Origin of the sequence: Streptomyces sp. NPDC000410 (genome assembly GCF_040300305.1) — a bacterium.
Classification (GTDB): Bacteria; Actinomycetota; Actinomycetes; order Streptomycetales; family Streptomycetaceae; genus Streptomyces.
This window is the reverse complement of record NZ_JBEPDM010000007.1, coordinates 196,325-222,631: the sequence shown is the minus strand read 5'-3', so window position 1 is coordinate 222,631 and position 26,307 is coordinate 196,325. Positions and strand designations below refer to the sequence as shown.

The 26,307-nt window shown below is 71.6% G+C and carries 24 protein-coding genes; 8 read left to right on the top strand and 16 right to left on the bottom strand.

What is annotated here, in order from left to right:
• Window positions 1-8: 8 nt before the first annotated feature.
• Window positions 9-389 (top strand): MerR family transcriptional regulator, encoded by a 381-nt coding sequence (locus ABT342_RS12100; protein WP_351571019.1) that lies wholly within the window; start codon window positions 9-11, stop codon window positions 387-389.
• Between the two features lies 1 nt (window position 390).
• Here the strand turns inward: ABT342_RS12100 and ABT342_RS12095 are convergent, their stop codons facing one another.
• Window positions 391-1,395, bottom strand: coding sequence for an ArsR/SmtB family transcription factor (locus tag ABT342_RS12095; RefSeq protein WP_351570897.1), 1,005 nt, complete (start codon window positions 1,393-1,395; stop codon window positions 391-393).
• A gap of 159 nt (window positions 1,396-1,554) precedes the next feature.
• Between ABT342_RS12095 and ABT342_RS12090 the strand changes: the two genes are divergently transcribed.
• Complete coding sequence (locus ABT342_RS12090; RefSeq protein WP_351570894.1) at window positions 1,555-2,799, top strand: alpha/beta hydrolase family protein; 1,245 nt, start codon at window positions 1,555-1,557, stop codon at window positions 2,797-2,799.
• A 422-nt stretch (window positions 2,800-3,221) separates the two neighbouring features.
• Here the strand turns inward: ABT342_RS12090 and ABT342_RS12085 are convergent, their stop codons facing one another.
• Window positions 3,222-3,953, bottom strand: a complete 732-nt coding sequence (locus ABT342_RS12085; RefSeq protein WP_351570891.1) for a DUF7873 family protein — start codon at window positions 3,951-3,953, stop codon at window positions 3,222-3,224.
• 113 nt (window positions 3,954-4,066) lie between these two features.
• Here ABT342_RS12085 and ABT342_RS12080 point away from each other — a divergent pair, with 113 nt between their 5' ends.
• Entirely contained in the window at window positions 4,067-4,720 is a 654-nt protein-coding gene (locus ABT342_RS12080; RefSeq protein ID WP_351570888.1) for a DUF2293 domain-containing protein, read from the top strand.
• Window positions 4,721-4,743: 23 nt separating this feature from the next.
• Here the strand turns inward: ABT342_RS12080 and ABT342_RS12075 are convergent, their stop codons facing one another.
• The 6 genes from ABT342_RS12075 to ABT342_RS12050 all read right to left on the bottom strand — a co-directional run bounded on the left by ABT342_RS12075 (window position 4,744) and on the right by ABT342_RS12050 (window position 12,672).
• On the bottom strand, window positions 4,744-5,382 hold the full coding sequence (locus tag ABT342_RS12075; protein ID WP_351570885.1) for a chaplin: 639 nt from the start codon (window positions 5,380-5,382) through the stop codon (window positions 4,744-4,746).
• A gap of 151 nt (window positions 5,383-5,533) precedes the next feature.
• Window positions 5,534-6,952: an amidohydrolase gene (locus tag ABT342_RS12070; RefSeq protein WP_351570882.1), complete on the bottom strand. Its 1,419-nt coding sequence runs from the start codon at window positions 6,950-6,952 to the stop codon at window positions 5,534-5,536.
• 24 nt (window positions 6,953-6,976) lie between these two features.
• Entirely contained in the window at window positions 6,977-7,420 is a 444-nt protein-coding gene (locus tag ABT342_RS12065) for a hypothetical protein (protein WP_351570879.1), read from the bottom strand.
• Window positions 7,421-7,475: 55 nt separating this feature from the next.
• The gene (locus ABT342_RS12060; protein ID WP_351570876.1) at window positions 7,476-8,759 is read right to left on the bottom strand and encodes an SWIM zinc finger family protein; all 1,284 of its coding nucleotides are present in this window, start codon (window positions 8,757-8,759) and stop codon (window positions 7,476-7,478) included.
• A complete protein-coding gene (locus ABT342_RS12055) occupies window positions 8,756-11,554 on the bottom strand; it encodes an SCO1167/SCO6262 family helicase (protein ID WP_351570873.1) in 2,799 nt (932 codons plus the stop codon). Before ABT342_RS12055 ends, ABT342_RS12060 begins: the two co-directional genes overlap by 4 nt.
• A 134-nt stretch (window positions 11,555-11,688) precedes the next feature.
• Window positions 11,689-12,672 (bottom strand): slipin family protein, encoded by a 984-nt coding sequence (locus ABT342_RS12050; protein ID WP_351570870.1) that lies wholly within the window; start codon window positions 12,670-12,672, stop codon window positions 11,689-11,691.
• Between the two features lie 202 nt (window positions 12,673-12,874).
• Here ABT342_RS12050 and ABT342_RS12045 point away from each other — a divergent pair, with 202 nt between their 5' ends.
• A complete protein-coding gene (locus ABT342_RS12045; protein WP_351570867.1) occupies window positions 12,875-13,210 on the top strand; it encodes a hypothetical protein in 336 nt (111 codons plus the stop codon).
• 83 nt (window positions 13,211-13,293) lie between these two features.
• Here the strand turns inward: ABT342_RS12045 and ABT342_RS12040 are convergent, their stop codons facing one another.
• Window positions 13,294-13,989, bottom strand: coding sequence for a class I SAM-dependent methyltransferase (locus tag ABT342_RS12040; RefSeq protein WP_351570864.1), 696 nt, complete (start codon window positions 13,987-13,989; stop codon window positions 13,294-13,296).
• 108 nt (window positions 13,990-14,097) lie between these two features.
• Here ABT342_RS12040 and ABT342_RS12035 point away from each other — a divergent pair, with 108 nt between their 5' ends.
• Window positions 14,098-14,376, top strand: a complete 279-nt coding sequence (locus ABT342_RS12035; protein WP_351570861.1) for a DUF6343 family protein — start codon at window positions 14,098-14,100, stop codon at window positions 14,374-14,376.
• Window positions 14,377-14,449: 73 nt separating this feature from the next.
• Here ABT342_RS12035 and ABT342_RS12030 read toward each other — a convergent pair whose 3' ends face one another.
• The 4 genes from ABT342_RS12030 to rpsA all read right to left on the bottom strand — a co-directional run bounded on the left by ABT342_RS12030 (window position 14,450) and on the right by rpsA (window position 18,310).
• Window positions 14,450-14,812 (bottom strand): tetratricopeptide repeat protein, encoded by a 363-nt coding sequence (locus ABT342_RS12030; protein WP_351570859.1) that lies wholly within the window; start codon window positions 14,810-14,812, stop codon window positions 14,450-14,452.
• Between the two features lie 111 nt (window positions 14,813-14,923).
• Window positions 14,924-15,523, bottom strand: a complete 600-nt coding sequence (gene coaE / locus ABT342_RS12025; protein ID WP_351570856.1) for a dephospho-CoA kinase — start codon at window positions 15,521-15,523, stop codon at window positions 14,924-14,926.
• 130 nt (window positions 15,524-15,653) lie between these two features.
• On the bottom strand, window positions 15,654-16,592 hold the full coding sequence (locus ABT342_RS12020; protein WP_351570853.1) for a PAC2 family protein: 939 nt from the start codon (window positions 16,590-16,592) through the stop codon (window positions 15,654-15,656).
• 221 nt (window positions 16,593-16,813) lie between these two features.
• Window positions 16,814-18,310 carry a 30S ribosomal protein S1 gene (rpsA, locus tag ABT342_RS12015; RefSeq protein ID WP_351570850.1) on the bottom strand — a complete coding sequence of 499 codons (1,497 nt, stop codon included), beginning with the start codon at window positions 18,308-18,310 and terminating at the stop codon, window positions 16,814-16,816.
• A gap of 385 nt (window positions 18,311-18,695) precedes the next feature.
• Here rpsA and ABT342_RS12010 point away from each other — a divergent pair, with 385 nt between their 5' ends.
• Both ABT342_RS12010 and ABT342_RS12005 read left to right on the top strand, forming a co-directional pair.
• Window positions 18,696-19,523, top strand: coding sequence for a class I SAM-dependent methyltransferase (locus ABT342_RS12010; RefSeq protein ID WP_351570847.1), 828 nt, complete (start codon window positions 18,696-18,698; stop codon window positions 19,521-19,523).
• Window positions 19,520-22,222 carry an ATP-dependent RNA helicase gene (locus ABT342_RS12005; protein WP_351570844.1) on the top strand — a complete coding sequence of 901 codons (2,703 nt, stop codon included), beginning with the start codon at window positions 19,520-19,522 and terminating at the stop codon, window positions 22,220-22,222. The genes ABT342_RS12010 and ABT342_RS12005 overlap by 4 nt, the downstream gene beginning before the upstream one ends.
• On the opposite strand, the gene pgfA is transcribed toward ABT342_RS12005, so the two are convergent.
• From pgfA to ABT342_RS11990, 3 genes are all read right to left on the bottom strand, one after another.
• Window positions 22,212-23,180: a cell envelope lipid trafficking protein PgfA gene (pgfA, locus tag ABT342_RS12000; RefSeq protein ID WP_351570841.1), complete on the bottom strand. Its 969-nt coding sequence runs from the start codon at window positions 23,178-23,180 to the stop codon at window positions 22,212-22,214. The genes ABT342_RS12005 and pgfA overlap by 11 nt on opposite strands.
• Before the next feature lie 18 nt (window positions 23,181-23,198).
• Complete coding sequence (locus tag ABT342_RS11995) at window positions 23,199-23,336, bottom strand: SPW_0924 family protein (protein WP_351570838.1); 138 nt, start codon at window positions 23,334-23,336, stop codon at window positions 23,199-23,201.
• 198 nt (window positions 23,337-23,534) lie between these two features.
• A complete protein-coding gene (locus ABT342_RS11990) occupies window positions 23,535-25,223 on the bottom strand; it encodes a lytic transglycosylase domain-containing protein (RefSeq protein ID WP_351570835.1) in 1,689 nt (562 codons plus the stop codon).
• Window positions 25,224-25,448: 225 nt separating this feature from the next.
• On the opposite strand from ABT342_RS11990, the gene ABT342_RS11985 reads away from it, so the two are divergent.
• Window positions 25,449-26,294 (top strand): DUF4184 family protein, encoded by an 846-nt coding sequence (locus tag ABT342_RS11985; RefSeq protein ID WP_351570832.1) that lies wholly within the window; start codon window positions 25,449-25,451, stop codon window positions 26,292-26,294.
• Window positions 26,295-26,307: the final 13 nt, after the last annotated feature.

Genomic DNA, 26,307 nt, shown 5'->3' with positions numbered 1-26,307 from the left:
CGGGGGCGATGCGCATCGGGGAGCTGGCGAAGGCCACGGGTACGACGCCCCGCGCACTGCGCCACTACGAACAGCAGGGGCTGATCGCCTCCGAGCGCGCGCACAACGGCTACCGGCTCTACGCGGCGAGCGCCGTCGTACGGGTACGCAACATCCGGTATCTGCTGGACGCCGGACTGACGTTGGAGGACGTCGCCGCCTTCAGTGCCTGCCTGGACGGCGACGTGGCCGCCGCTCCCCCCTCCCGGGGCGGACTCGGAATCGCGCGCGAGCGGCTCGCCGTACTCGACGCGCGGATCGCGGCGCAGACCGAGGCGAGGGAGCGGCTGGCCGGCGCGCTGCGGCGGTTCGGCACCGACCAGGCGCCCGGAACCGGACCGGCCCGGTAGCTCAGACCGGACCAGTGGCTTTCCGGCGCATCGGCCGCAGCCCCTCACGTCGCTGAACCAGCAAACCCCCCAGAGCGGTGCGTTGGTGCAGAACCGCGCGCCCGACGCGCACCGTGGTGATCAGGCCCGCGCCGCGCAGCGCGGCGGTATGCGCGGAAGCGGTGGCGTTGCTGACGCCCAGCCGACGGGCGAGTTCGCTGGTGGTGTGCTCCTCGGTGAGCAGGAACAGGATGTCGACGCGGGTTCGCCCGAGCACTCCGGCCAGCGCCTCTTCCGTACCCGCTGCACCAGCCTGTGGGAGTGGCAGGCCGGGGCCTGCCGGATACGTCAGGTACAGGGGCCGGTCGGGCAGGTCCGTGGCGACGGGATGCGCCGTCCAGTGAAAGGTGGGCAGGAGCACCATCCCCCGTCCGCGCAGCTCGATGTCCCGTTCGGAGGGCGCCTCGAACTCCCACCGGTCCTCGTACACCCGGCTTGCCGGGACGAGCTCGGTGAGTGCGGCGGCGATGCCGTGCTCGGCCACGGCCAGAGCATGGCGGGCGAACTCCTCCCGGTGCAGGTCCTGCACCAGGTGCCATACGGGGCGGAGCACGGTGTCGAAGGCCGTGGTCTGGGCGCGGCGGAGGAGTTGCCAGGCATCGGCATCACCCCGGTGCAGGCCGCGGATCCACGGCGGGGCCGGGGACGCGGTGGTGGCGTACACCCGCTCGAGCTCGGAGCGGACCCAGTCCGGGTGCGAAGCCCGGACGGTCTCCAGCCCCTCCTTCAGGCTGTCGCTGAACACGTCGATGAAGGCGGGGACCCGCGCCGCCGGCGCCAAGTCTCCCAACGGCTCGGCGGTGACCGGCAGGGACCGGAGCATCCGTTGTCTCCAGCGGCCGAAAAGCAGCTCGTCGTCGCGGTGGAACATCTTCATGAAGGCCGCGTTCAGCTCTTGCAGCGGGGCCGGCCGGGACGCGAACCGGACCCGGGCGAAGTCGGCAGCCGTGAAACGGATACGGATCACTACTCTCCCTGGCGACACCACGCCATCGTTTCGGCCAGAGCCTGAACGTTTCCCCGCCCGGCCGGGTCGGCGACAGCATGCGGATCACGCCCTCCGCATTCACTCAGGGGGCTGCCGCGAGGCACAAGGACCGAAGTCACAGAGGCGTGAGGGGAACCCATGTTCCGTGGAAAGTCGACCGTGTTGGGCGTCGCGTTGATACTGGCCGCCGGCAGCGGCGGCATCACCGGTATCGCGCAGGCACACCCTGTGAAGGAAGCGAGGGAACATATCGCGGCCGACGTCACCGTACAGCTGCCGGCGCCGACCGGCCCGCACCGGGTCGGGGTCACCACGCTCTATCTGGTCGATCGCACCCGACGCGATCCGTGGGCCGACGAGCTCACCACCCGGGAAGTGATGGCCACGGTCTTCTACCCGGCCCGCACCGTCCACGGCTACCCGCTCGCCCACCAGATGACCCGGGACGCGGCGGCGTCGTTCGCGGGCATGGGCCCCGCCGTCCACCCGGAGCTTCCGGCGACCGGTGTGAACTGGGCGGCCACCACGACCCACTCGTACACGGGCGCGCCCGCGCAGGCCGTACGCCGGCCGGTGGTGCTGTACAGCCCGGGAGGCGGCGACCCGCGCACCATGGGCACCGGGGTCGCCGAGGAACTGGCCGCCCACGGCTACGTGGTGGTCACCATCGACCACCCGGGCGACGCCGGCGAGGTCGACTTCCCCGTGACGACGGAGGAGCGGAAGGAGAAGATCCGTGAGACCGTGCTCAGGGGCGACGCCCGGACGGATCCGGAGCTCTTCCGCACCATGATCGACACCCGGATCGCGGACGCCCGGTTCGTGCTGGACCAGTTGGAGATCCTGGCCGCCGGGCGCAACCCCGACGCGGCGGGTCGCGCGCTGCCTCAGAACCTGGGTCGTGCGCTGGATCTGCGACGGGTGGGCATGTACGGCCACTCGGCCGGCGGCACCACAGCGGCTCAGACGATGTACGAGGACCGCCGCGTCGACGCGGCGGTGAACCTCGAAGGCTATCTGGACCAGGCACCGAAGGCGCCGGGCCAGGAAGGGCCGTTGTTCCCGGTCGCACGGAACGGGGTCGACCGGCCGCTGCTCCTGCTGGGGAGCGACGGCTTCCTCGACCGGAAGGGGCTGGAGCGTTCCTGGTCGGCCATGCTCGCCCACCCGGAAGGGCACACCCATCGGCGGCAGCTCGACAACGCCGCGCACGGGGTGTTCACCGACTATGCCGCCCTGGCACCCCAGTTGCAGGCCGCCGGGGTGATGACCGCCGACAACCGGGTCAGGCTGGTCGGCGCGATCGACCCGGCCTCATCGGTGCCCGCGGTACGCGACCAGGTGCTCTCGTTCTTCGCCCGGCATCTGCCCCCGGCACGCTGAGGACGCACCTACGGCCTCGCGGCCCGCGCGGCACCACCCGAGGGCCCGATGAACGGAAAGGGGGTCGTACATGGGAGCGGGCCCGGGGGCGTAGCCAACCCCCGAGCCCTGATGATGCCGCTCACATTCACACGCCGGAACGGTTGAGAACCCAGGTCAGTCGTTATGTCGCCGCGTCCTGCCTTTAGACCACCGCAGACCGAGCTCCGCGGGCTGGAGTCGAACCAGCATCTCGACGCACCGGGGCCTGGGCCCGGTCGATCCGGCGATGAGCGGCGCATGCTGAGTCTGGAGCGAGAGTCTGAGATTCATCGCGACGGTCAGTGCCGGCCGCGTGGTTCACGACAAGCTTCAGCTTCAGCTTTGCGCTCCTCGCGCACCCCGGCCGTGATGCTGTGGTGGCCGGGGAGTCTGTGGTGCGGCTACCCGAAGAGGTAGCCGAATACGGCGTCGCCGACGCGCTGGTCGGTGACCTCCGATCCGTTCGCCTCCTCACGGGCGAACTTCACGGCCTGCTGGAGCTTCTCGACCCGGTCCAGCAGTTCGTTCACCCGGCGGGCGGGCAGCGCACCGGAGAACTTCACGGTGGTCCAGTAACCGACCGGAATGTCCTCGTAGTACACCTCGACCTGCGCCGGGTGCTTGTCCGTGGCCTCCGCCTTCACATGGTTGCGGGGCACCTTCTTCGTGCGGACCGTCTTGACCGGGTCCGTCTTCCAGGAGTCCGTGGACGGGTCCTGCGACCAGGACTCGGCCGCGTCCAGCACAGGCAGCTTGCGCACGAAGGTGTTGATGTCCGTCAGCTGCTTCTCCAGGAAGAGGAGGTACGCGACGGGCACATCGGCCACCAGCACGCGTCCGTCGACGGTGATGTCGGCGCGGGCCGCGCAGTTCGCCCAGTCCTTCGTGGCGGTCACGTCGAACAGCCGGGTCAGCGTCTTCGCGGTGTCGCGCAGCACGTCCTCGGCCTTGACCTGCACCAGCGTCGACTCGGGCGGCAACTGCTCGCCCTCCTCGTCCTTGGCCTGGTACGTCCTGGCTATACCGGCCAGCAACGCGGGCTTCTGGAGACCGTGATGAGCTGCGGTGAGGTCCTGATGCGCCTTGGACTTGACGCCCTTCTCGACTGCGATGATCTGATTGAGTTTCGCCACGTCCGAGAACGTATCAAGACCAACATCCGTTCTTCGAACGATTATTGGAAGCAACGCGTACAGGAACCGCGTACAGGACAGGAAGCGTGGGGGCGGAAGGGGGCGGGACGGGGATGGATGCGCTCGTGGTCGTCGAACCGCTGAAGCGGCTGCGCTGCGGCGAGTGCCGGCGCGGCCCGCTGGAGCGGATGGTGCTGGAGTTCAACTCGCCGCGCTGTCTGGACTGCGCCGACCTCGGACATCTGGTCTTCCTTCCGCGCGGGAACGCGGCGCTCACCCGGCGGTCCCGTGAGGCGAGTGCGCTGTGGGCCGTCGTCGTACGGCACAACAAGCGCCGTACGCGGTACGAGCGGCAGGGGCTGCTCGTCGAGGAGGCGGCCCTGGTCCGGGCGGAGGCGTCCTGTCTGGCCGACGCGGAGGTACGGGCCCGGCGACGGGCGCGCGACGCGGCCCGGCGGGCGGCGGAGGACGTGCGGTTCACGGGGGTGCTCACCGCGGAGATCCTGCGGCTCTTCCCGTCCTGTCCGCTCGACCGCGCGCTGGAGATCGCGGCGCACACGTCGCTGCGCGGCAGTGGACGCGTGGGCCGCACCGCGGCGGGCCGTGCGCTGGACGAGGGCGCGGTCACGGCCGCGGTGCGGGCGTCCGTACGCCACCTGGACACGCCGTACGACGCGCTGCTCATGCGGGGAACGCCCCGGCACGAGGCCCGTGCTCGCGTGGCGGCGGCCATCGAGGCGGTGCTCGACGCGTGGCGTCGCGGCTGATCAGCCGACCCGGGCCGGACTGATCAGCCGACCCGGGCCGCGGATCGGGACCTGCGGTAGAGCACCGCGCCGCCCAGGAGCAGGGCCGCACCGGCCGGGACGGTGAGCCCGAGTCCGGGCCCGCCGGTCTCGGCCAGGTGGACCGGCTTCTGCTCGCCGGCGTGGCGAACCTGTTCTCCGGGGCGGGTCTTCGGCGGGGGCACCGGCTTGGGCGCGGCGGGCTTCCCGGGGCCGTTCGAGGAGGAATTGCCGGTGGACGCGTTGCCGACGCCGACGACATTGACCGAGTTGCCGGTGACGTTCACCGGCACCTCGATGGGCAGCTGAATTCCATTGCCGGAGAGGACTCCGGGGGAATCCTTTCTGCTTCCGCCTTCGGCGAGGGCACCGCCTGTCGTGCCACGTGTGTCGGCCGTGTCATTGGTGCAGCTGTTGCCAACCGCCGGGTTCAGCAGGCCGACCACGTTCACCGTGTTCCCGCAGACGTTTACCGGGACATGCACCGGGAGTTGCACCGTGTTCCCGGAGACCAGCCCCGGCGAATGGGCCGCGCCACCGTGCGCGCCCGAGTCGGCCTGCGCGGTCCCGGCGGCGGCGAGGGCACCGCCCGTGACGATCACTGCGACCAGACCTGTCCGACCTGTTCGGCGAATCTGCCTCATTGGTTCCTGCTTTCCGGAGGATGAAACACGGGTACTCGCCCGCACCGGAAATAACGTCATGGCGCCAATCGGGTTATGGCCGACAATCTTTTCACCCTATCGAGTGGGCCACTGTCGAACTGCCCTGCACCGTGCGAGTGTTCTTTATTCTTCAGTGCGTGGTACCGGGCCCGGCGTCATACGCGCCGTATTCCTGGATGCGCCGCCCATGAGCGCGGTCGGTCAGCTCCGGCAGATGCGCCGCGAGCTCGCCGGCGATCTCCTCCACATCGAGCGAGAGCAACGTCCGGTCACGCATCAGTACGCGTCCGTCGACGATCGTCGTGAGCACGTCCGCGGACCGGGCGCTGAAGACGAGGGCCGCGGCGAGGTCGTGCAGGGGGCGCACATGGGGTCCGGTCAGATCCACCAGGATCAGATCGGCGCGGCGCCCCGGCGCGAGCGCCCCCACCTGCTCCCCCAGTCCGGCGGCCAGCGCGCTCTGCGTGGTGGCGTGGTCGAGCGCCTGGCGTGCGGTCAGCCACCGCGGGTCCCGCTCGGCCGACTTCTGCGCCAGTGCGGTGAGCGTCATGGACTCCCACACGTCAAGCGTGTTGTTCGACGCGGCGCCGTCCGTGGCCAGTCCGACCGGGATCCCGATCGAGCGCAGCGCCCTGACGGGCGTCGTGTCCCAGCCGAACTTGAGGTAGCCCTTGGGCGCGGTCGCGACCCCGATACGGCCGGTGCCCCGCCGGAGCACCGGAAGGTCCTCCTCCACGATGCCGGTGCCGTGCGCGATGAGCACGTCCACGTCGAGCAGCCCGGCGCGGTGCAGGGTCGCGATGGGCGTACGGCCGGACCGTTCGAGACTGTGGTCCGTCTGAGCCCGGTTCTCGGCGGCGTGGATGTGGACGGGCAGCTCATGCCGCCGCGCCAGTTCGGCCGTCGCCGCGAGATCGGCGTCGTTCACCGTGTACGGGGCGTGCGGCGCGAGCGAGGTGGTGATCCGCCCGCCGGCCTCGCCGTTCCAGCGGAGCGCGAAGTCGAGTGAGCGCTCGCGGCCTTCCTCACCCTGGCTGGAGAAGTACGCCCACCCCAGATTGGCGCGCAGTCCGCCGCGTACGACGGCGGCGGCCACCCGGTCCATCGAGAAGTAGTGGTCGGCGAAGAACGTGACCCCGCCACGGATCATCTCGGCACAGGCGAGCAGCGCGCCCAGCTCGACGACGCGGTCGGTGAGGTTGCTCTCGATGGGCCAGATCCAGTCGTTGAACCACTCCTCGGCCGGTACGTCCTCGGCGATCCCGCGCAGCGCCACCATCGGAGAGTGCGTGTGGCAATTGATCAGACCGGGCATGGCCAACTGTCCCCGGGCCCGGATCCGTTCGCGCGCGGGAAGGGCGGCGGCCGCGTCGGTGGCCGTCACGTCGGCGATGGCTCCGTCGCGTACGACGATCGCCCGGTCCTCCTCGAACCGGATCGCGCCGTCCGTGCCGTGCACGAGCGCGGTGCAGCCCTCGATGACGAGATCAGCGGGCCGGTCGGGTCCGGTACGTCCGGCGGATCCGACCGCGTGTTCCTCATCCCGCATACCGGCTCCTCGACTCACCGCCGTTCACCCCGGCCGACGCCTCGATTCAGGGCCCCCGAACGAAACCGACGTCGAAACACCTGACTGAATCACCCCACCATGGTGGACTCCACCATTGACCGTGTTGTGCACCTCGGTGGTCGCCCGCGGGGCCCGCTGCTCGGGTGCCAGCTCCTTGAGGAGCGCGCGGAGCTCGGCCGCCGCCTCGGGGTCGGCCCGCAGGGTGCGGCGTAGGCGGTTGCGCCATTCGGCGGTGATGTCGGCCTCGGTCTGCTCCTCGGCTCCCTCCTCGACCAGTTCGGCCCGAGCGATGTCGAGGTCGGCCGCGGCGCTCTCCTCGTCCGCGGTGCCGTGCCGGGCGAAGAAGGCGACCAGCCGCTCCTTCGCCCGCGTCCATCCGTCCGTCGCCATCTGCTGGACGAGTGTGGTCGCCCCCGCCGTCGCCAGTGCCACCAACTCGGCTTCCATCAGGCCCCTTCTGTGGCTCACCGGTCGTCGGACCCATCCCGTCCGAGCCTACCCGTCAGCGCCCGAGCAGAGTCGTGAGCGCTCCTACCGGGTCCTCGTCCGGTATGCCGCGGGGCCACCAGTCCTCGCGGCCGGGATCCGACTCGTACCCGTACCACAGGCCGTCGCGGCCCAGGCGCAGTTGCAGGGACGCGGTGGAGAGCCGGTTGCGCCGGGGCCGGAAGTACGGGAAGTCGGCGGCGATCAGGGCGGGCCGGGCCCGGTCGAAGGGTCCGGCCGGCGGGTCCCAGTCCTCCTCCAGGACCGCCAGGGCCGCGAGACCGCCCTGCCGCCAAGCCGCGACGGCGCGGGCGAGGTCGGTCACCGCGCGGTCGGTGGCCGCGGCGAGTCTGGTGTAGAGCGCGCGGGTGGAGGCCGTGAGCCCGGATCCGGGGTGGGCGGCGGCCAGGCGCACCGCGTCCTGCCAGGGGGTGAGGCCCTCGAGGGGGTCGCGCCCGGTCTGCAGGGTGGTGTGCGCGCGGGCGGCGGCCTCGGTGGCGAGCAGATCGAGCGCGAGAGGGTCCGGGGCGCCGGGTGCCTGCGGGTAGACGGGCGGGCGGCCGGGGTGCGCCGGAACGGGCAACGGCGGCGGCAGCGGGGGCAACGCGCGCGGCAGGAGCGCGTCGCGGGCCCGGATGCTCGCGAGGACCGGCGCGGCGGGGGTCCTCGCGGTCTCGGCCCTCTCGGCCGCGGACCGGGTGGCGTTGCGCCGGGCGAGCTCGGCGAGGATCTCCTGCTCACCGCGCCCGCGCATGAGGAACAGGACGAACGGGTCCTGATCGAGAATCCGGGCCGTCTGATAGCAGAGGGCGGCCGCGTGCTTGCAGGGAAAACCGTCGTCCGGGCAGGAGCAGTCCGGGATCAGGTCCCCGGGGTGCGGCAGCAGATCGGCCGCGGCGGCCAGCGCGTGCGGTACGTCCTTGTCGAGCAGGGCCGCGATGTGGTCGGGGCGGTCGGCCGTGGCGTCCAGGAGCCGGTCCCAGTCGTCGTCCGCGAGTGTGCGCAGCCGGATGTCCGTACGGTACGGGCGCGGCCGGGATCCGTGGACGTACGCCGTGACCCGGCCGGGCGTGACGGTGATCGCGTCGACCTGGCCGCGCCCGGCATAGGCCCGGCCACGGGCGAGGCGGGCCGGGTCGAGTGCCGTGTCCTCGAGGGCGTCCACCCAGGCGTTGCCCCACCAGGAGGCGGCGAAGGAGTCGTCGCCGGACCGCGAAGCCCGCGGGGCGAGCGGCGGGAAGGTGCGCCGCCGGTCGTCGTGGCGCGGGCCGGTGCGCCGGGACTGCCGGTGCGGGCTCATGACGACCTCCGCAACGAGACGAGATCGGCGAGCTCCCGGTCGGTGAGCTCGGTCAGCGCGGCCTCCCCCGAGCCGAGCACCGCGTCCGCCAACGCCCGCTTGTGCAGCAGCATGTCGGCGATGCGGTCCTCGACGGTGCCCTCCGCGATCAGCCGGTGCACCTGGACCGGCTGGGTCTGGCCGATCCGGTACGCCCGGTCGGTGGCCTGGTCCTCCACGGCCGGGTTCCACCAGCGGTCGTAGTGCACGACGTGCCCCGCCCTGGTCAGATTCAGTCCGGTGCCCGCTGCCTTGAGGGAGAGGATGAAGACGGGGATCTCGCCGGACTGGAAGCGGTCCACCATCCGCTCCCGCTCGGGCACCGGGGTGGAGCCGTGCAGCAGCTGCGACGGGATCGCCCGAGCCGTGAGATGGGCGGCGATGAGCCGGGCCATCGAGACGTACTGGGTGAAGACCAGGACCGAGCCGTCCTCCGCGAGGATCGTGTCGAGCAGTTCGTCGAGGAGGGCGAGCTTGCCCGAGCGGGAGGTGAGCCGGGCGGCGTCCTCCTTCAGATACTGCGCGGGGTGGTTGCAGATCTGCTTGAGCGAGGTCAGCAGCTTCATGACGAGGCCACGGCGGGCGATGCCCTCCGCGCTCTCGATCAGGGCCATGGTCTCGCGCACCACCGCCTCGTACAGCGATGCCTGCTCCCGGGTGAGCGGCACGGGGTGATCGGACTCCGTCTTGGGCGGCAGCTCCGGCACGATGCCCGGGTCCGATTTCTTGCGGCGCAGCAGGAAGGGCCTGACCAGCCGGGCCAGGCGCGCCACGGCTTCCTCGTCCTCACCGTGCTCGACGGCGCGCGCGTGGCGGGCCCGGAAGGACCTGAGCGGGCCGAGCAGTCCGGGGGTGGTCCAGTCGAGCAGGGCCCAGAGCTCGGAGAGGTTGTTCTCCACGGGGGTGCCGGTGAGGGCCACACGCGCGGGGGCGGGGATGGTGCGCAGCGCCTTGGCGGTCGCCGAGAACGGGTTCTTGACGTGCTGCGCCTCGTCCGCGACGACCATGCCCCAGTCCCGGCCGGCCAGTTCGGTGGCGCTGGTGCGCATGGTGCCGTACGTGGTCAGGACGAAGCCGCCCGGCCCCACGTCGAGAACGCGCTCCGCGCCGTGGAAGCGGCGCACCGGCACGTCCGGTGCGAAACGGGTGATCTCCCGCTGCCAGTTGCCCAGCAGCGAGGCCGGACAGACCACCAGGGTCGGAGCCGTGCGGGCCCGGTGCAGATGGAGCGCGATCACGGTGACGGTCTTGCCGAGGCCCATGTCGTCGGCGAGGCAGCCGCCGAGCCCGAACGAGGTCATGAGGTCGAGCCAGGCGAGACCGCGGAGCTGGTAGTCGCGCAGGGTGGCGTCGAGGCCCGCGGGCGGGGCGATCGCGGCCGGGCCTTCGGTGAGCCGGTCCCGCAGGACGGCCAGCGCCCCCTCGGGGACGGCCTCGACCGTCTCCCCGTCCACCTCGGCGCTGCCGGTGAGCGCCACGGCCAGCGCGTCCACCGGCTCCAGAAGCCCCAACTCCCGTTTGCGCGCCTTGCGTACGAGATCGGGGTCGACGACGACCCACTGGTCGCGCAGCCGCACGATGGGCCGGTGCGACTCGGCGAGCGCGTCCATCTCGCGCTCGGTGAGCGGATCCCCGTCGAGCGCCAGCTGCCAGTTGAACCTGAGGAGTTGCTCGCTGTCGAAGAAGGGCGTGCCGTCGGTGGCGGAGCCGGGCGCGGGGGCCCGGACGACGGCGGCCGCGCTCAGCGTCCGGGCCAGCTCCCTGGGCCAGTGCACGGTGACGCCTGCCGCGCCGAGCCGCGCGGCGGCGGTGCCCAGCAGCTCGTACAGCTCGTCCTCGGTGAGTGGCAGGACGTCGGGCACGTCGCGCTCCACGAGCCGCGCGAGCGGGGGCCAGACACGGGCGGCGCGGCGCAGCGCCAGCACGGCGTCGATCCGGGCGCGCGGGCCGAAGTGCTCGTCGCCCTCTCCCGCCCAGAGACGCGCCGCGTCGAGGACGAGCGCCGGGTCGGCGAGGCTGTGCACCTGGACGAGTGCCGCGCCGGCCTGCCGCTGGTCGCCGCCCTCCTCCGCCTGGTCGAACAGCTCGTACGCGGACAGGTCGAGGCGCAGCGAGATCCGGACGCCCGCGTCCATGCCGGCCGCCGCTTCCGCCGCCCATGCGCGGGCGGCGGGCAGATACTGGGGCGCCGTCGCGGCGAACGGCCGCCCCGCCGCGTGCTCGGCGGCGGGAGTGCGGGGCAGGGCGTCGGCGACCGCGTCCAGGAACGACCTGATCAGCGCCTCGGGGTCGGGCAACTGGAGGGGGCGCAGGCCCGGCAGCGGGGTGGCGTGCGCCTCGTACGGCATGGCGGCCGCGATGGCCCGCAGATGCGCGATGTCCTCGGCGTCCAGCGGGCCGGCCCGCCAGGCGTCGTGGTCGTCGGGGGTCAGGCCCGGCAGCAGTCTGCCGCGCGCGACGAGCTGCAGGGCGTGCAGGGCGGCGGCGCCCCAGCAGGCGGCCGCGGGATGTGCCGCCGCGTCGTGCCGGGCACGGACGAGCAGCGGTACGGCGTCGGCGACGGGCAGCAGCACAGCGGGGACGGTGCGGCTACGGACGCCGGCACCGTGCGGCCGTACGACCGTGAGCTCACCGGCGCTGCCGGGCCCGTCGCCTGGCGTGGCGGGAGGCACGGCCTCGTCCGGGCTCCAGAAGGCGACCCGCCCCTCCCTCGGCAGCGCGGACGGCACGAAGACCGCGGCACAGGTGCGCAGCATGCGCGGGCACCTCCCCTCCCGTGATCCGGTCCGTTGGTCCCAGGTATTTCTCCCTGGATCCACGACCATACGGGTGGGGTCTGACAACGCCCCCCAACCGGCCCCCGACCTGCGCGTTTACGGCTCTTTACCGTTCACCTGTGCCGGTCGACGACCTTGTGGGCGTCCACCTCGACACGCTGCTGCGACGGCTCCGGACCATCCGGCGCGTCCGGACCGTCCGGCGAGTCCGACTCCTTCGGCTCCGCCGTCAACTCAGCGGCCGGTTCCGTCGACTCGACGGGCTGCGCGCCGGGCGGTGAGGCCGCATCGGCGACGGGCTCGGCGACGGGCTCGGCGGCGGCCTGCGAGTCGGTGGCGCGCGTGCCGTGCTCCAGGAAGCGCAGCAGCTCGACCGGGATCGGCAGCACCAGGGTGGAGTTCTTCTCGGCGGCCACCGCCATCACCGTCTGCAGCAGCCTCAGCTGCAGGGCCGCCGGCGCGTCCTCCATCTGGTGCGCGGCCTCGGCGAGCTTCTTCGACGCCTGGAGTTCCGCGTCCGCGTTGATGACCCGGGCCCGGCGCTCACGGTCCGCCTCGGCCTGCCGTGCCATCGAGCGCTTCATCGTCTCCGGCAGCGACACATCCTTGATCTCCACCCGGTCGACGCTCACGCCCCACCCGAGAGCCGGGCTGTCGATCATCAGTTCCAGGCCCTGGTTGAGCTTCTCCCGGTTGGACAGCAGATCGTCCAGCTCACTCTTGCCGATGATCGAACGCAGCGAGGTCTGCGCCATCTGGGAGACGGCGAAGCGGTAGTCCTCGACCCTGATGATCGCGTCGGCCGCGTCCACCACCTTGAAGTACACGACGGCGTCCACCCTGACCGTGACGTTGTCCCGCGTGATGCCTTCCTGGGCGGGCACCGGCATCGTCACGATCTGCATGTTCACCTTGTGAAGCCGGTCCACGAACGGAACGATCATGGTGAATCCCGGCTCCCGGATCTGCTCGCGCAGCCTCCCGAGGCGGAGTACGACGCCACGCTCGTACTGCTTGACGACCCGGGCCGCACCAGCCAGGTAGACCACACACGCGGCCCCTGCTGCCAGACCTGCCGCCACCAGCTCTTCGACCATTACGGCACCCCCTGCCGTCCACGCGTTCGGGAGGTTTCGATCACCGCATCTGTTTCGGGCTCCGCTTCAACGGTATTCCTGTCCCGACCGCCGGTCGAGCGGCCGGATCCCCTGACCGGCCGCGCATGGCGTGCCGTCGCCACGCGCTTCGGGAAGGGTGACGAGCACGAGTTCGGATCCGGATCACAGACGAGGACCAGCCATGTCCGATCACCGGCGTCTCGGCATCGCGGCCGGGACAGCGCTCCTGTCCCTCGCCGTCGCGGGCTGCTCCGGCCTCGGCCGGACCGCGGTGGGCACCGTCACCTACGAAACCCAGCGGCACGCCGTCGTGACCGTGTCGAACCCCCTGGTGACGGGCTGCCACCGGCTCGCGCCGAGTGGCGCCCACCGCGTCGAGAACAACACGCTCGTCGATCTCTGGCTGTACACGACACCCAACTGCACGGGAAGCAATGCCGAGTACGTCGCGACGACGATGTTCAACAACATCGCTCCCGGCGCGCTGCCCTGGCGCAGCTACAGCACCGTCCACTGAGCGACGCGCCCGTCGGGCCTTCGGCACCGCCCACCAAATCGGGCGCGCCACGCCCTCGGCACCGTCCACCAAGATCGGGCACGTCACACCTTCGGCCGCGCCCGCACCCACGTCCCGTCATCCGTCAGATAGGTGTCGACCACGAGCCCGGCCCTGTCCAGGTACGCCTCGAACGCCTCCTTGGTCAGCTCGCGGGCCAGAAACGTCTGCGTCCAGCGCGCGTCCGGGAAGATGTACTCCGCGTGCACGGAATTCACTCCGTCGCCCACAGGCACCGCCGACACGATCCGTACGGTGTAACCCGCCGGATCGATGCGCTCCCTGGGCACATTGGTGTGATAGTCCGCCCCTTCGCGCTGGATCAGCACGCACCCGTCGTCCTTGACGTGGCGCCTGCACGTGCGCAACAACCCGTCCCTCACCTCGTGTTCGGCAGTGTGGACCAGGAACGAGCCGAGCATGACCACGTCGAACCGCTCGTCGAGCTCCAGCGACTCGATCGGGCTCTCGACCTTTCTGACCGCCCCCTTGACCCGTCGGAGCATCTCGCCGGATTCGTCCACGGCCGTGACGGAGAAGCCCCGTTGGACCAGCGGATGCGTCACCCTGCCCGCTCCGCTGCCCAGTTCGAGAATGGTCGCTCCCGCCGGCACGGCCGCCTCGATGACCTCCGGCTCGTTGCCCACCGACAGCCGTTCGTACAGATCGACAGCGCAGCCGTCCGGGGTGATCGCCCCGGGGCCCGTCCCTTCGTGTCCCTCGCGCATCTGTCCGCTCATGCCCCTCCAACGACTCAGAGTGGGCGTCCGGTTCCCGACAGCCACCACACCTGAGGCGGCTCGCGTGGAGGAAATCGGGTACATCCTGGAGGGGAAGAGGCGATCGCCATGCGCACTGGGAGTGAGCCGATAACCGCACGCAGTCCCCTGCGGTTGCGGTTCTGGTTGAGTGTCTGGGGCCTGCTGTGGGCCGTCGCCGGTACGGCCCTGTTCGCGCACACCGAGCGGCCGGGGTGGGCGATCGCGTGCGCGGTGCTGTGCCTGATCATCGCGGCCGATCTGATGGCCGTGGTCCACCGGCTCCATCAGGGGCCGCACTACCAGCCCGGCCCCGACATCCCGCCGTACGAACCGGACCACGGGGACAACAGACCACGTCGCGGCTAAGGCCTGGCCCGTCCCTCGCCTGTCCTTGGCCTGTCCTTGGGACCAGGCCTGACAGGACCCCGGCGCCCTGCCGTCACTCGTCGAAGCCGGCCGCTTCCAGGTACTCGGGCTTCGGGTCGAGCGCCGCGGCCAGCCGGAAGTGCCGCTTGGCCTGGTCCGGCCGCCCGGACCGCTGGAACGTGCGGGCCAGCGCGAAGTGCGCGAAGGCGTTGTCCGGCTCGTGGTCCACGATCCGCTGGAACTCTCGCTCCGCCGCGCGTAGTTGTGCGGACGCGAAATAGGCGCGCGCCCGCAGCAGACGGGCCGCCCCGCTCTCCGGGTGAGCGGCGATGACCGAGTCGAGCAGCTTGATGGCACCGCGCGGGTCACGCGCCGCGAGCAGTTGCTCGGCCGCGCGGAAGTCGATGACGTGGGTCTCCGGGCTCGTCTCGGGCACGCTCGCATCCTTCCCCTCGTACCGCGGGGTTCAACATCCCGCGCACCGGCGGAATTCCGACGGTCGTACGACCCCGACGGCGCGGCGTGCGCGTAACAGGCGGAATCGGCCCTAGCGGCTCACGCGCTCGGTCAGTTCCGCCCACACCTTGCGGACCTGCAATTCCAGCGCCTCCCGCGGTCCGTCGTTGTCGATGACGAGATCGGCGATGGCACGTCGCTCCGCGCGGGTGGCCTGTGCGGCCATCCGTGCCCGGGCGTCGGACTCGGTCATTCCGCGCAGCCGTACGAGCCTGTCCAGCTGGGTCTCCGGTGCCGCCTCCACGACCACGACCAGGTCGTACAGCGGCGCGAGCCGGTTCTCGGCGAGCAGGGGTACGTCGTGGATCACCACGGCATCCGGGCCCGCCTGTGCCTCCAGCTCCGCGGACCGTGCCCCGACCAGCGGATGGACGATCGCGTTGAGCTCGGCCCGGCGCTCCGCGTCGGCGAACACGATGGAGCCGAGCTTCGGCCGGTCCAGCGTCCCGTCCGGGGCCAGGATCCCGGGCCCGAAGGCCTCGACGACGGCCGCGAGCCCGGGTGTCCCCGGCGCCACGACCTCCCGGGCGATCAGATCGGCGTCGATCAGGACGGCCCCGTAGGAGACGAGCAGCCGGGACACCTCGCTCTTGCCGGCGCCGATTCCGCCGGTCAATCCCACCTTCAGCATGTTCGGAAGCTTAGGCCCATGGTCCGGGCCCCGGCCCGGAGCCCGGCAAGATCCGAAAGACGGGCCCTGATCCGTGTCTTCGATGTCCCGTCTGCCCGGCGGGCGAGCGACGCTGCTTTGAAGACTCTCCCTAGGATTCGCCCTCCCGTTCGGCGAGGAAGCGCTCGAACTCCTGGCCGATCTCGTCCGCGGACGGCAGATCCACCGGTTCGGCGACCAGGCTGCCCCGGCTCTCGACCCCCGCGATGGCGTCGTACTGGTGTTCAAGCCCCTGCACCAGGGCCACCAGCTCCTCGTCGCCCTCCCCGATCTGCCGCTCGATCTCGGTCTGCGTGCGCTGGGCCTGGGTGCGCAGGGTGTGCGCGACGCCCGGCAGGACCAGTCCGGTGGCAGCGGTGATCGCTTCGAGCGCGGTGAGCGCGGCGTCCGGGTAGGGGGAGCGGGCGACGTAGTGCGGTACGTGGGCGGCGACGCCGAGGACGTCGTGTCCCGCCCCCATCAGCCGGTACTCGATGAGCGACTCCGCGCTGCCCGGTACCTGGGCCTCGTCGAAGGGGCTGCGATGGCCCGGCATGAGCTCCGTGCGGTTGCCGTGCGGGGTGATGCCGACGGGCCGGGTGTGCGGAACGCCCATCGGGATGCCGTGGAAGTTGACCGAGAGACGTACGCCGAGCCGCTCGACGATCTGCCGCACGGCGACGGCGAAGCGCTCCCACTCGACGTCGGGCTCGGGGCCGGAGAGCAGCAGGAACGGCGCTCCGGTGGCGTCCTGGACCAGCCGGACCTCGAGGGCGGGGGTCTCGTACGCGGTCCAGCGGTCGCGCCGGAAGGTCAGCAGCGGGCGGCGCGCACGGTAGTCCACGAGCCTGTCGTGGTCGAAGCGGGCCACCACCTGGTGCGGGAGTGACTCCAGCAGCGCGTCGACGATCTGCTCGCCTGTCTCACCCGCGTCGATGTATCCGTCGAAGTGGTACAGCATGACCAGGCCGGCCGACTCCTGCGCGAGCGCCATGTCGACGACCGCCAGGCCCTTCGGCTCCCACTCGTACAAATCCTGCGGATCAAGCACGATTACCGCTCCTCCTCGTGTCCATACGGACAACGACGGCTGCGGCGTGGTCATTCCCCGCGCATGTGCCGCTTCACGGAGCGTTCACGAAGTGGTTCGCGACGGCGTTCACCATGGAGACCGCACGACGGAGACCACACGCACCGAGGCCCGGCTCCCCGATGGGGAGCCGGGCCTCGGCTGTGAGCTACTGAGAGCTAGTGCTCAGCGGTGCGAGCCGTTCAGCTCTGGCCGCCGGCCAGCTTCTCACGCAGGGCGGCGAGCGCCTCGTCCGACGCCAGGGCGCCGGAGGTGTCGTCCGACTCCGAGGAGTACGAACCACCGGTGGCACCGGCAGCGGCCGGGGCGGCCTGGCCACCCTCGGCAGCGGCGGCCTCGTCGGCCTCGCGGCTCTTGATGACCTGCGCCTGGTGCTGCTCGAAGCGCTGCTGCGCCTCGGCGTACTGGCGCTCCCACTCCTCGCGCTGCTTCTCGAAGCCCTCGAGCCAGTCGTTGGTCTCGGGGTCGAAGCCCTCGGGGTAGATGTAGTTGCCCTGGTCGTCGTAGGACGCGGCCATGCCGTACAGGGTCGGGTCGAACTCGACCGACGCCGGGTCGGCACCGAAGGACTCGTTGGCCTGCTTCAGGGACAGCGAGATCCGGCGACGCTCGAGGTCGATGTCGATGACCTTGACGAAGATCTCGTCGTTGACCTGGACGACCTGCTCCGGGATCTCCACGTGGCGCTCGGCCAGCTCGGAGATGTGGACCAGACCCTCGATGCCCTCGTCCACGCGGACGAACGCACCGAACGGAACCAGCTTCGTGACCTTACCCGGGACGACCTGGCCGATCTGGTGGGTACGGGCGAACTGCTGCCACGGGTCCTCCTGCGTCGCCTTCAGCGACAGGGAGACACGCTCGCGGTCCATGTCGACGTCGAGAACCTCGACGGTGACCTCCTGGCCGACCTCGACAACCTCGGACGGGTGGTCGATGTGCTTCCAGGACAGCTCGGAGACGTGCACGAGGCCGTCGACGCCACCCAGGTCCACGAAGGCACCGAAGTTGACGATCGAGGAGACGACGCCGGAGCGGACCTGACCCTTCTGGAGGGTCGTGAGGAACGTCTGGCGGACCTCGGACTGGGTCTGCTCGAGCCAGGCGCGGCGGGACAGGACCACGTTGTTGCGGTTCTTGTCCAGCTCGATGATCTTCGCCTCGAGCTCCTTGCCCACGTAGGGCTGGAGGTCGCGGACACGGCGCATCTCGACGAGGGAGGCCGGCAGGAAGCCACGGAGGCCGATGTCGAGGATGAGACCACCCTTGACGACCTCGATGACGGTACCGGTGACGATGCCGTCCTCTTCCTTGATCTTCTCGATGGTGCCCCAGGCACGCTCGTACTGGGCGCGCTTCTTCGAGAGGATCAGGCGGCCTTCCTTGTCCTCCTTCTGGAGAACAAGGGCCTCGATCTCGTCGCCGACCTTGACGACCTCGTTCGGGTCGACGTCGTGCTTGATCGAGAGCTCGCGGCTCGGGATGACACCTTCGGTCTTGTAACCGATGTCGAGCAGGACCTCGTCCCGGTCGACCTTCACGATGACGCCGTCGACGATGTCGCCGTCGTTGAAGTACTTGATCGTCTCGTCGATCGCGGCGAGGAAAGCTTCCTCGTTACCGATGTCGTTGACCGCAACCTGCGGAGTGGTGGCGGTGGTCTCGGTGCTGCTCGTCATGTGGGAAAGGGCTCCGGTACGGACATGAAGTCGTAGGTACTGCTACGCCGAGAGCCCGATACCGCAGCTGAAGAAGCCGGACAGCCAAGGAAGCGCCAACCGAGAGGAAAGGCGCCTCGAGAACCGAGGGGACATACAACAGATGCGAGCGCGGCCTGCTACGTCTGAGGCGCGCAAGCCCGCAGCGCAACCTTTAGCATAAGGGCGCGGCAGGGCAGGGTCAATGCGCGAAGGCCCCCACCCGGGGCGGAACGTCCTATACCCGGCACAACTAAGGTTTGCCGAGGCCACAATGGCCGCGCCTCACTCGTCCGCGACACGTCGGCGACACGCCTGCGGCACGTCCGGGAGCGGGGTCCTGTAGCAACGTACAACGACGGGCGAGATGATCCAAGAGTACGAACCGGCGTACGAACCGGAGGACGAACCCGAAGCGACCCGGCGTGCCGCCGACGACGCGGAGAGCAGCCGGGCGAGCCGGGGCTGGTGGGACCGGAACGCGGACGAGTACCAGACCGAGCACGGGACGTTCCTCGGCGACGACCGTTTCGTGTGGGGGCCGGAGGGACTGGACGAGGCCGACGCCGGTCTGCTGGGCCCGGCGGCGTCGCTGAAGGACAAGGACGTACTGGAGATCGGCGCGGGCGCGGCGCAGTGCTCGCGCTGGCTGGTGGCGCAGGGGGCGCGGCCGGTGGCCCTGGACCTCTCCCACCGCCAGCTTCAGCACGCGCTGCGGATCGGTGCCGGCTTCCCCCTCGTCGAGGCGGACGCGGGGGCGCTGCCCTTCCGGGACGGCTCCTTCGACCTCGCGTGCTCGGCGTACGGGGCGGTGCCGTTCGTCTCGGACCCTGTGCAGGTCTTCCGCGAGGTCCGGCGGGTCCTGCGGCCGGGCGGGCGCTGGGTCTTCTCGGTGACGCACCCGATCCGATGGGCGTTTCCCGACGAACCCGGGCCGGAGGGGCTGAGCGTGTCCGCCTCGTACTTCGACCGCACGCCGTACGTCGAGCAGGACGAGCGGGGCCGGGCCGTATATGTGGAGCACCACAGGACGATCGGCGACCGGGTGCGGGACGTGGTGGCCGGGGGCTTCCGGCTCGTGGACCTGGTCGAGCCCGAGTGGCCGGCCTGGAACAGCCAGGAGTGGGGCGGCTGGTCGCCCCTCCGCGGCAATCTGATCCCGGGGACGGCGATCTTCGTCTGCGAGCGCGCGTGATCCGTTCCGAGGCTCTGGACCGGCTGCCGGTACGTACCGCCCTGCCCGCGCTGGAGCGGGCGCTCGACACGCATGGCTCCGCGGTGCTGTGCGCGCCGCCGGGCACCGGCAAGACGACCCTCGTACCGCTGGCCCTCGCCGGGTCCGGCGCGCGCGTCGTGGTCGCCGAGCCGCGGCGGATCGCGGCGCGGGCGGCGGCGAAGCGGATGGCGTGGCTGCTGGGCGAGCGGGTCGGCAACCGGGTCGGCTTCACCGTGCGCGGTGAGCGGGCCGTGTCGGAGCGGACCGTGGTCGAGGTGGTCACCACGGGTGTGCTGCTCCAGCGGCTGCAGCGGGACCAGGAGCTGACCGGTGTCGACGTGGTCGTCCTCGACGAGTGCCATGAGCGGCATCTGGACGCGGACACGGTGGCCGCGTTCCTGCTGGACGTACGGGAGGCTCTGCGGCCCGAGCTGAAGCTGGTGGCGGCGTCGGCGACGACGGACGCGGCCGGGTGGTCGCGGCTGCTGGGCGACGCGCCCGTGGTCGAGGCGGAGGGGGTCGCGCACCCGGTGGAGGTGGTGTGGGCTCCCCCGGCCCGGCCCGTGCGGCCGCCGCACGGGATGCGGGTCGATCCGGCGATGCTGGCGCATGTGGCGTCGGTGGTGCGGCGGGCGCTCACCGAGCGCACCGGTGACGTGCTGTGTTTCCTGCCCGGGGTCGGGGAGATCGCCCGCGTGGCGGGGCAGCTCGCCGATGTGGACGCCGAGGTGCTCCAGGTGCACGGACGGGCCCCGGCGGCGGCGCAGGACGCGGTGCTGACTCCCGGGGCCGACCGGCGGCGGGTCGTGCTGGCGACCTCGGTCGCGGAGTCGTCGCTGACCGTGCCGGGTGTGCGGGTCGTGGTGGACTCGGGCCTGGCGCGGGAACCTCGCACCGACCACGCCCGGGGCATCGGCTCGCTGACGACCGTACGCGCGTCCCGGGCGGCGGCCCGCCAGCGCGCGGGCCGGGCCGGTCGCGAGGCGCCGGGTGCGGTGTACCGCTGCTGGACCGAGGCGGAGGACGGCCGGCTGCCGCGCTTCCCCGCCTCGGAGATCCAGGTCGCGGACCTGACCGCGTTCGCCCTGCAGGCGGCCTGCTGGGGCGACCCCTCGGCGTCCGGGCTCGCCCTGCTGGACGCGCCCCCGGCCGGCGCCATGGCCGCGGCCCGCTCGGTGCTGACGGCCATCGGCGCGGTGGACGCCTCGGGCCGCGCCACGGACCGTGGCGTACGCATGTCCCGCCTCGGGCTCCACCCCCGGCTCGCCCGCGCCCTGGTGGACGGGGCCCCCGAGGTGGGCACCCGGCGCGCCGCCGAAGTCGTCGCCCTGCTGAGCGAGGAGCCCCCTCGGGAGTACGGCGACGACCTCGCCACCGCGTGGCGCGCGGCGCGGCGCGGTGGTGACGCGTACGGGGCGCGCTGGCGCACGGAGGCGGGCCGCCTGGCGCGTGCGGCCGGGACGGGAACGGAAACCGGGGCCGGGACCGGGGCCGGGGCCGGGGCCGGGACCAGGGCCGGGACCAGGGCCGGGACCAGGGCCAGGGCCGGGACCAGGGCCAGCATCGAGGGCGGAACCGGGGCCAAGGCCGGGACCAGGGCCGAAGCCGGGACTGGGACTGGGACTGGCACCGGCACCGGCACCGGCACCACGGAGCTCTCCCCCGCCGTCCCCTTCGGGGCACCCCCGGGGTCCGAGGTCTCCCGCGCGGCCGGGTCCGATGACGCCGTCGCCGGGCTCGTCACCGCGCTCGCCTTCCCCGAGCGGGTCGCGCGGGCCCGTTCGGAGGGCGCGTACCTCATGGCGTCCGGGACCGGGGCCGAGCTCGCGGACGCGTCGCGGTTGCGCGGTGCGCCGTGGTTGGCGGTCGCGGTGGCGGACCGGGGCGCGCACGCCGCGTCCGCACGGGTGCGGCTCGCTGCCGTGATCGACGAGGAGACCGCGCGTACCGCCGCCTCCCACCTCCTCAGCCGCGGCGAGGAGGTGCACTGGGAGGACGGGGACGTCGTCGCCCGGCGCGTGGAGCGGCTCGGGGCGGTGGAGCTGGCCGGGCGGCCGCTGAAGGAGCCCGATGCCGCTCTCGTACGGGAAGCGCTCCTGGAGGGGCTCCGCCGGGAGGGGCTCGGTCTGCTGGCGTGGTCCCGGGATGCCGAGGCCCTGCGGCTGCGGCTCGCGTTCGTCCACCGGGTGGTGGGCGCGCCGTGGCCGGATGTGGCGGCGGACGTACTGCTGGACCGTACCGACGAGTGGCTGGAGCCGGAGCTGTCCCGGGCCGGGCGCCGGGGTGATCTCGCGCGTATCGACGCAGGAGCGGCGCTCACGCGGCTGCTGCCCTGGGCGAGCGGCGACGCGGCCCGCCTCGACACCCTCGCACCCGAGCGGATAGAGGTGCCGAGCGGTTCCCGGATCCGGGTCGACTACACGGGCGAGCAGCCCGTACTGGCCGTGAAGCTCCAGGAGCTGTTCGGGCTGTCCGAGACGCCGACCCTGGCCGGGGTTCCGGTCCTGGTGCATCTGCTGTCCCCTGCCGGGCGGCCCGCCGCCGTCACCGCCGACCTGGCGTCCTTCTGGAAGGACGGCTACCGGGCCGTACGGGCCGAGCTGCGCGGCCGCTACCCCAAGCACCCCTGGCCGGAGGACCCGACGACCGCACAGCCCACCCGCGGGGTCAAGCGCTGACGGGTCCGGCGCTGACCGGCCGGCGCCCGCGCGCCTCCAGCCACAGGGAGAGCACGAGCAGGCCCGCACCGGTGACCACGAAGGTCCACGGCAGGTACGAGACCATCAGCAGCACCTTCGTACGGTTGTCGGTGACCAGTCCGACGGTGTAGTCCAGATAGTCCTCGCGCATCTTCACGTGTCCGGCGAAGACGGTGACCCGGTCCTTCCCCAGCAGTTTCGTGGCGTTGCGCATCTCCTCCCGGTGGATCTCCTCGCCGTTGACGGGTGCGCCGGTGACGGGCTCGATCCAGAACATGCGCTTGGTGGTGTACCAGCGGGTCATGCCGGTGCTCTGGGCCACCTTCGGGGTGACGCCCATCGGCATCTTCTTGGGGAAGGCCACCTGGGTCCACGGGATGGTCTGCTCGAAGTAGTAGACCTCCAGCCCCCGGAACTCGCGTGTCCCCTTGTAGTGGATGGGCGCGGAGGTACGGGTCTGGGCGTCGAAGTACTGGTAGTCCCGCTTCTCCGTCATGAAGGGCCACTTGAACTCGATGCCCTCGCGGCGCACCGCGTCCCCGTCGACCGACTCCCCCGTGGCGTGCACGGGCTCCTGCGTATGGGCGTCGAAGATGTAGCGCTCGGGGATCTGGGAGACCATCCGGCCCTCGGGGTCGGCGAGGTACGCCATGGCGTCCCAGACCACGACGTCGCGCCCGGCGTCCCGCTCGATCTTCTCGGACTCCTCCACGTTCCCCTTGAGGGTCTGCACGATGGTGACCTTGGGGACCTCCTTGACCTTCATACCGTCGTGGTAGTCGAGGAGGGTCGCGGGCTTGGCCTCCAGCACCGTCTCCTGGTACTGGCTGGGCGGGATCTTCGCGAGGCGCGGGAAGGCGTACCAGCGCAGAACCGGCGCGAGGGCGGTGAAGAAGACGGCGAAGGCCAGGAGCACGAGGCTGGCTCTGCGGCGCATGGCGGCTGGTTCCTCCCGTTATTTCTTGGGGCCGGGAACGGTGGTCAGCAGGGGTTTGGGGGAGGTCTCACCGGTGGGTACGGGGAGCACCGGGATGAGCAGCACGATGAGCAGCACCGGGACCAGCCCGATGGCGGCGGCTACGAGGGCGCGCATGGTCGGCCTCCCGGGATCTGATGCAGCGTCAGCAATGGCTGGGGCACGGTAGCAACGCGGCGGTGAGATGAGAACACGTCGCACCGCACACGACAGCCGCCCCTTCACCGGGCTGCGGTGAAGGGGCGGCTGCTTCTCTGCGAACTCAGGCGGCTCAGCGCGCTCAGGCAGCTCTACGTGCTCGGGTGGCTCACGTGCTCAGGCGGCCGGGGCCGGGGCCGCGACCTGCAGCTCGACGGCGAGCGTCGCGCCGCCCTCCGTGGTGAGCCGCAGCAGGAAGGTGCCGGTCTGGTCGTCGGCGAAGATCTTCGGCAGGACGAGCTTGCCCTCGGCGTCGGTCCTGAGCTCGGTGAGGGTACGGACGGGCTTGCCGTCGGCGTCCTTGAAGTACGGGCCCTTGGTGTTCTCGGCCGGGTCGTCCGCGGAGGTGATCATGGTGGCGGTGACGGCGACGCCCGCGGCCACGGCGCCCTTGAGGGTGGCCTTGACCTCGACCTGCTCGGCGAACTCGGCGCCGGGCGCGGCCGTCTGCTCCTTGTCGCCGGTCCTGGCCAGGGTGTCGGCCTGGCGCGGGGTGACGGTCCCGGCGTAGGCGAGCGGGGGCAGCGCACGACCGTCCACGCTGACGCGGATCGTGAACGTGCCGGTCTTCTCGCCCGCCTTCAGCGCCGGAGCGACGGCGATGCCGCCCACCCGGGTGGGTACGACGACGGAGGTGCGGCCCTCGGCGAAGCGGGTGTCCGTGTCACCGACGATCTCGAAGACGAGCGGCACCCCGGAGACGCCGGCGCCCGCGCGGTTCTCGGCCCGGACCCTGATCGGCTCGGCGAACTGCGTGCCCGCGGTGGCGGTGAGCTTTCCGCTGTCCGCGTCCTCGATACGGGTCACGGTCTCGACGGGCAGCGGGTCCGGGGTGGTCGGCGGCTTCGGGGTCTCCGTACCGCCGTCGGGCTTCGACGGAGGAGTCTTCGGGGGCGGCGTGGGCTTCGGAGCGGGAGTGGTGGGAGGGGTGGGGCCGGGGGTGACGGGGGCCGTCGGCGTGCTGCCCGCTCCGGCGCCGCTGTCGCTGCGGTCCCTCGGCAGTACGCCCGTACCGTCCGGGACTTCATGGGTGCCGCGCTTGTAGTAGTCGAACCACGACATGACCGTGCGCAGATACTCCCGCGACTGGTTGTAGCTCAGGATCGCCCGGTCGAGATCCGACTGAACGGACAGATCGCGCTGCCCGGCGCACAGGTACTTGCCGGCCGCGAGGGCCGCGTCGTAGATGTTGTTCGGGTCCTTGCGGCCGTCATGGTTGGCGTCCTGGCCCCATCCGGCCCAGGTCGAGGGGATGAACTGCATGGGGCCGACGGCCCGGTCGTGCGTGGTGTCCCCGTCGTAGGCGCCGTCGTCCGTGTCGGAGATGTTGGCGAACCCGACGCCGTTGAGGACCGGGCCGAGGATCGGGGAGAGCGTGGTGCCGCCGGCGTCGACGCGGCCGCCGCGCGCCTGGCTCGACTCGACCTTGCCGATCGCGGCGAGCAGCTGCCAGGGGAGGCGGCAGGCCGGGTCGGAGCTCGCGAGGCTCTGCTCGGCCTGCTTGTAGGCGGCGAGGACCGTGGCCGGTATGCCCGCTTCCGGGGTACCGGGCGTCGTCGCGGGGAGATCTATGGAAGTGCCCGGCTTGTTCGGGGTGTTCAGCGGCGGCAGGTCGGTGTAGTACGAAGAGTCGCCGCTGGCCGATCCGGGCGGCGGAGTCGCTTCTCCGGCCGTCTGACCGTCGCCTCCTGCCACGGCGGGCGTGACACCCGGCGCCTGGGACGCGGACAGCGCGGCCACCGCTGCCGCGGCCACCGCCGTGGTGGTGGCTCCCCTGCGCAGCCGACGGCCGAATTGCGCTGCCATACGTCTGTTCCCTCCCCGTTGACGGCCGTTCGCGCTCCCCGCGCGATGACTCAGGTGACACTACGGCAACGACCCACCCCCGGACACCGGGCCCCCGGCCCCTCTCGCCGGTTGTTCATGAACCGGCCATCCGCGCCTTACGGAGCCGCCTGTTCGCATGGCGGACGGTCAGCGCACTCCATACTGGGCGCCATTGCTCGAAATCAGTCGCACGGGGGGAACTTCATGCCGTTCACACTCAGCCATGCCGCGGCGGTCCTGCCGGGCATCCGCCGCAACGGCACCGCCCGTGGGCCGCTGTTCGCCTCCGCGCTCGTGGCGGGATCCTTCGCGCCCGATATGACGTACTTCGCGGCCAGCGTCATTCCCGACGCCATGTCGTTCGGGGATGTGACGCACGGTCCGCTCGGTGTGCTGACGGTCGATGCCGCGATCGCCGCGGCACTGGTCGGGCTCTGGCTGCTGGTGCGTGACCCCTTGGTGGCGCTGCTGCCGCGCGCCCGGCAGGGGCGGGTGCACGCGTTCCTGCGGGGGCGGGCGTGGCGGGAGCGGCCGGGGGTGGTCGCGGCCTTCTGGTTCTACGTCTCGGCGGTGATCGGGGCCGGGACGCATGTCGTGTGGGACGCGTTCACCCACTTCGACCGGTGGGGTACGCGGGTGGTGCCGGTGCTCGGTGAGATGGTGGCCGGCTTCCCGCTCTACACGTACACGCAGTACGGCAGTTCGGCGCTGGCGCTGGTGGCCCTCGGGTGGTTCACGGTCACGGCGCTCGGACGGCAGCCCTCGACGACGCCTCCGCCGGTGTCCGTGCCCCTACTGGACCGGCGCGCCCGGTGGGCGGCGGGCGCACTGCTCGGGGGGTGCGTGATGGGCGGGGCCGTGCACCGGTGTGTGCGGTGGTACGAGTACTGGGGGCGGATCGAGACGCCGCTCGACATCATTCCGACAGCGTGCTTCGGCGCGGGTGCGGGGCTGGGGGTGGGGTTGGTGCTGTACGCCGCGGCCGTACGCCTCCGGGGGCGGCGTCCCGCCCCGCCGGCACCGGCGCGCGACGCCGACGTCCGCGTCTGACGCACCGGGGCTG